5 protein-coding genes are annotated in these 5,608 nt (G+C 32.3%); 1 reads left to right on the forward strand and 4 read right to left on the reverse strand.

Annotated elements, in window-relative coordinates:
* The 4 genes from BMW37_RS14715 to BMW37_RS14730 all read right to left on the reverse strand — a co-directional run.
* A partial coding sequence (locus BMW37_RS14715) for a nucleotidyl transferase AbiEii/AbiGii toxin family protein (protein WP_245711088.1) occupies positions 1–420 on the reverse strand: 420 nt, incomplete at its 3' end.
* Positions 421–476: 56 nt separating this feature from the next.
* Positions 477–1,313: a type IV toxin-antitoxin system AbiEi family antitoxin gene (locus BMW37_RS14720; RefSeq protein WP_093322749.1), complete on the reverse strand. Its 837-nt coding sequence runs from the start codon at positions 1,311–1,313 to the stop codon at positions 477–479.
* 929 nt (positions 1,314–2,242) lie between these two features.
* Positions 2,243–2,797 (reverse strand): RloB family protein, encoded by a 555-nt coding sequence (locus BMW37_RS14725; RefSeq protein ID WP_218139549.1) that lies wholly within the window; start codon positions 2,795–2,797, stop codon positions 2,243–2,245.
* Between the two features lie 61 nt (positions 2,798–2,858).
* Positions 2,859–4,181, reverse strand: a complete 1,323-nt coding sequence (locus tag BMW37_RS14730) for an AAA family ATPase (protein ID WP_093322751.1) — start codon at positions 4,179–4,181, stop codon at positions 2,859–2,861.
* 749 nt (positions 4,182–4,930) lie between these two features.
* Here BMW37_RS14730 and BMW37_RS15265 point away from each other — a divergent pair.
* On the forward strand, positions 4,931–5,098 hold the full coding sequence (locus BMW37_RS15265; RefSeq protein ID WP_177168704.1) for a hypothetical protein: 168 nt from the start codon (positions 4,931–4,933) through the stop codon (positions 5,096–5,098).
* Positions 5,099–5,608: the final 510 nt, after the last annotated feature.

A 5,608-nucleotide genomic window follows, 5' to 3' on the forward strand; every position in this document is an offset into this window, starting at 1 on the left:
CGCACATATCTTCCCAGCATATAGATCAGCGAGATCAACAACGGGCATTTCAACATAACCAAATTCGTCTTCTACGGATGTGCAAACTTCCATCAGTTTTGGTTTATAAACAGTGCCTCGCAATACAGGTGATAGTTCTACCTTGACCTGTACACCATTACGAGCAACAATCAACCTAAGTATATCTTGTTTTGAACGATAAGCTTCCGTTAGCTCAACGTCTTTAAACGCTTTTTTTAAATCCACACCAATAGCATCAAGCGCTTCACAAATTTCCAACAATGCATCATCACGAAGCTTCATTGGGAGATACACTAAATCAATATCGACCGATAAACGAGGAAACTCTCTAACAAATAAATTGATTGCTGTACCACCTTTGAGAGCAAAGCATTTTTGTTTAGCAACGAAAGGCAACACCCGTATCAAAAGCTCTACCTGTTTGTAATAAATAGTATTTTTATTCACCTATGAACTCATCCTTTAGTTCCAACCGCTATATGCCCAGGTACTGTTATTAGATACTCTTTATCCAACGTGCCCCCCTTAACAATAACACGTTTACCTGAGCCTAAATCATAATTTTCTACATTTAACTTATCAAACCAAGAATAAGCTTGGCGTTTTGCAAGCCAAAAGAACAAGCGTTTAGCCTTAACACTTTTACACGCTTTTAATAATATATCAAGCTTTCTAGGTGATAAATTCACCAATCCCTGCATGAGCTCATCAGCATGCTCAAATGATACACTTTCAGGTAAATCCACTAGTACTTCCAATATGGCTTTTTCAGGGCATGAAATATAAACTGGAGGTAATTGCTCTGTCCATTTATATTGTTTAACAAGTGTTCTATCTTTTGATAAACCATCGGCCCAAAGTTTAGTTGTACTATGTCCCTTGAATTTTACTGGCAATGACAGTCTATGAAGCCAGGAAGGAAGCTTTCCCTTTGTATACAAATGAATTTGCTGCGTATTTCCTAACGACAAATATTGCGCAAAACCAGATATAGATAGCGCTGACAACCCACCGACTACAACAGGCGGAACTTGTTCTTCTAGACCCTTATTCATCATCTGCTGCATAGAAGCAACTACGCCTTCCCAAGTAATTTCTAGGGAATATTGACTGTAAACACCTGTAGCTAGTAGCAGTAACGTATCGGTTTTGACAGCATTATCTACCGCATGCGCACTCAAACCTTGCTCCACAAGCCATTTCTTTGTAGCTAACATGCCATAAGGCAAAAGAGTTTTAAGTGACTGCTTATAAGAGACTTTCATCGTTCCGTGCTTAGGATGACTAACCATTGATAAACACCAAACCCTTTCTTTAGTTTACTTTTTCTATTTTTTACGGCGATTACCGCCGTAAAATGCAATATTGATAAACTACCATATTAAGGAGTTGTTGACTATCATTTTTTTACATCGGATATTACCGTATAAAGATCAGTTTTTAAATACTCTCAATCGCTAATTATAAGTCTTATCAAGGGCATAAAGATGTTAGGATGAACAAAAACAGTTTTTTCAATTTTCAGTAATCATTTTAGTCCTAAATCAATACTAAATAAACCGATTACCCAAGCAATTACCAAAGTGAGTACAATTTGAAATGAGAAATTTAAAGTAGTTATAATACAATCATTTGAGAAGAGAATTACGCTTTAATGTGTAGCGATTAACTTAAATATATTAAAAGGCAATAGACTTAAATACAATATAGGGTGAATTCTAATTATAAGTACACAACAGCTATTCTCCTGAGTGTATTAAATTTAAATCTTCTTTTTTTAGAATATTCCAGTTGCTAATGATCAATCATATCGTTCAAATTCTAGATAAAAACTTAATTCAAAATCTAGTATAATCTGTAACTAGTTTCATAATCATTCGCTCAGCAATTACCAAAGTGAGTATAAAGGTGAGTATAATTTGAAATGAGAAATTCAAAGTGATTATAATACAACCACTTGAATTGAGAGTTGCGCTTTAATGTGTAGCGATGTGTATTAAATAGATATTTGGTGCTCGTTTTACAGAACACCAATAAATTAAAATGCCGAACACACAAATTTATACAAAAAGTCTTTGATAATGAAATGGTTTGTTTAAAAACTGCGTACTCCCTACGTATCAGCATAGCTAATTTATACTCCCTAAAGAATACTAGACTATTGACCATTTTTACGCCTGTTTTTTAACTTGTTGACTTACAAGCACCGGCAATGCCTGCATTAATTATCATTCGATTCTATTATTTTTTCTACTAGCCTATAAACCGTAGTTCCCGTTAAAGTAGGGTAAAAATTTTTCTGTTCAGAATTCATTCTATCTATTTTTTTAGCCCTGGTGATTGCCGCTAATATCATCGACTTTGATATTTTTTTCACATTAATCCCTTTATCATAGTCAGAAATGTATCTCTGAAGCCTTTTTGAGCATTGTTCTGAATTACTGATTCCAGTAGCCTCTTCAAAATGGAGTAAAAGCCAAAACTCGAATTTAGGATTACTCAGTGCAAGCCCATAATTATCCGCTTGTAATGACCATTTGGCTAAAATAGACAATTGCTCGTCAGTCCATTGATCTTTATCGACTACTAACCAAGCTTCATCAGTATTCTTTAATCCCTCATCTTTCAGGTACTTTTGCATCCTCGCAAGCACTTGAGGAGGAGAACTTTCATACCTACTTTTAAGGCAACTAACACGAATTATTGAATTTTTATCATTAAAAATAGAAAAATACTCTGGCTCTGTTTTAATACCTTCTACCGCTAGTATAAACATTTTTTATATCGTCTTTCACCTAATGGACGAGTAAATTTTCTTCTTTTTGACATGATTAAAGTTACTCCTCTTTCTGATTAGAAGCAGGAATCAATGATATCTTTGGAATACCACCTAATCGGCCCTGTAAATAACTTTTTTGAATATTTTTATCATATCTAATATCCTTATAATCACTAAATGAAATCAGATGAGAGCAACCAGTTAAGCTCCGTTCAGTCACCCACATTTCATCTCGCCGTAATAATTTTTGGTCCATTAAAAGAATATCATGTGTTGTCACCAATAATTGTGAGCGACTATCATTTGTACAATTCGAAAGATAAGCCTCCAATAATTGCCAAGTCAATAATGAATGTAGGCTTCTATCTACTTCATCAATGACGTAAACTTTTTTTGAATTAATATCTGATAACTCCAAAAAGGCTGGAAGAAGATCAATCACTCTTTGAGAACCGTCGGATTCCTGTCTAATATCAAATTGTATTTGTTCACCTTCATGATTAGAATGGAATGATACCAGTTTTTTTGCAACCAATTGCCCAGATTTGCGCGTTATAATAAATCGCTCATTAGTAGAGGGATTAAGTAACCTTATAGTTACTCCCTCTTTTACATCTTCTTTAATTTTATTCTTTACTGCTTGTGTAAAAGGTGTATTGTCAAACGGGATTTCCTCGCTACCTAACTGAGATATCCCAGTATCAAGCTTTGGCAATAATTGATTCATTGTATTATATAAAGGATGTGCTTCATCCAAAAAATGTTCAAATGATTCAAATCTTGAGTCAGGAGCAACAAGCTCTAATGTATCCTTAAACCAATCATAAATAGGACGGAAAGTTTCAATTTTTTGAGTGATTGAATTAGTTAAAAATAATTGATTATCTCTTGTCCCTTTAAAGGCAAAATGCAAAAACATATCTTTATTCAAGCCTGAATAAAAATTTGGGTTATCCCCTTGCCTATCATATAAAACTTTTTCACTTGTACTTGTTATTTGAATAAGTTTTTCTTCTAAAATTGCATGTTGAGTTACAGCAAAGCTGAACTCATAGATAATTTCATCTTTCAATAACTCAATTTTAAAACGACTGGGATTTTCTTGGGATAATGAGTCCAGTCGATATGTTTCTACTGGAATAATGCTATCTGGACTGGTTCCTCTAACAACTAGCCATTTAACAAAATTTAAGGCTTTAAAGAAATTAGTTTTACCCGAAGCATTACCGCCATATATTGCTGCAATGGGTAATACGCTAGTTTGGTATTTAGAAATTTTCGCAATGCGTTCCCTATGTTGCTTTTCTTTACTTGCAATCATCGAAAAATGAACTGGCTCTCGAAACGACATCCAATTTTGAATAGTAAAACTAATAATCATAATAAATACCTCAATGAGTAAATTTACGCATAAATATTGATATTAAATCATTATAACAGATTACTATCCTTCCATGAGAGATTTTTTCTCATTAACCTAAACCCTACTAGTGACAATCAACAATGGTGAATTCTAATTATAAGTACACAACAGCTATTCTCCTGAGTGTATTAAATTTACATCTTCTTTTTTTTAAAATATTCCAGTTGCTAATGATCAATCATATCGTTCAAATTCTAGATAAAAACTTAATTCAAAATCTAGAATAATCTGTAACTAGTTTCATAATCATTCGCTCAGCAATTACCAAAGTGAGCACAAAGGTGAGTATAATTTGAAATGAGAAATTAAATATGATTATAATACAATAAGTTGAAATGATAATTGCGCTTTAATGTGTAGCGATTTGTAATTTAGAATAAATATTCATTATTATCAGTTATTTTAACTGATAATAAACACATGAATCTTATCATCTGAATGTCAAATTTCATTGACCTAGCAATTAAAATCATGCCCTAGCATATTCTTTTTTTGCTAGACAACTTTTATAACCTTATAATAGTCTGATTTTCCTGTAATCATATATAGACTAATCTAGTCAACTAACCAGGTAAAATGATATTAATTTCCTCTAAAATCATCTCATCCCAGTTGTTTCTGTAGTAATTTTTTCATACTATGAAGTAAATAATTTAATTTATTTTGCAAAAAATTGTGTATAATTAAATCATTATAGGAGACATCATATGAATAGCGACAAGAAGCAAGAGACATATATAAAACCATCTAGAGTGGAAATTTTGCGCTCTGTAACTACTTCTACTGCACTAGAAACAGGTCATTCATCAGAAAAATTAGCTTCTTCCTTCGAAGAGAAACGTAAACAATATGCTCATTTACGATTGGCTACGTAAATTAAAGATGATTAAGCGAATAGTTTATAAAGTAATTTTTACCTACCCACTTTTTGGCATAGCCAGTTCGGAAAATTTTAATTAACTTAAGCAAAAAATGTTAAATAATTTTCAATGATTTTATATTAAATTTTTATAGCTTTGATTTTAATTGAAATTTTAACATATTTTTTGGCGGAAAAAATTGAAAAGGAACCAATTTTATGATCAAATGTAGTTTCTAACACATACAATTTTCATAAAAGAGGTTCCTATGACCAATGAATTTATCACATTTTCACGTCCACTTAAATCATTTTTTGATAAAATATCTATTAGAGAATTTGCATGAAAAACAAAGTTCATGCAGCGCATACGATTGTTGCAACCTGAATGTTTTTTAAGTGCTTTAATTCAAACGCTTAGCTTTAAAGATCACGCTAACTTAGCAGATATCTTAAGAATGATGGATAGTGAACTAGAGGCAAGTCAATACAAACCTTTTCATAATCAATTTAAAAAGGCTGAATG

The organism is Thorsellia anophelis DSM 18579, assembly GCF_900111395.1.
Taxonomy (GTDB): Bacteria; Pseudomonadota; Gammaproteobacteria; order Enterobacterales; family Thorselliaceae; genus Thorsellia; species Thorsellia anophelis.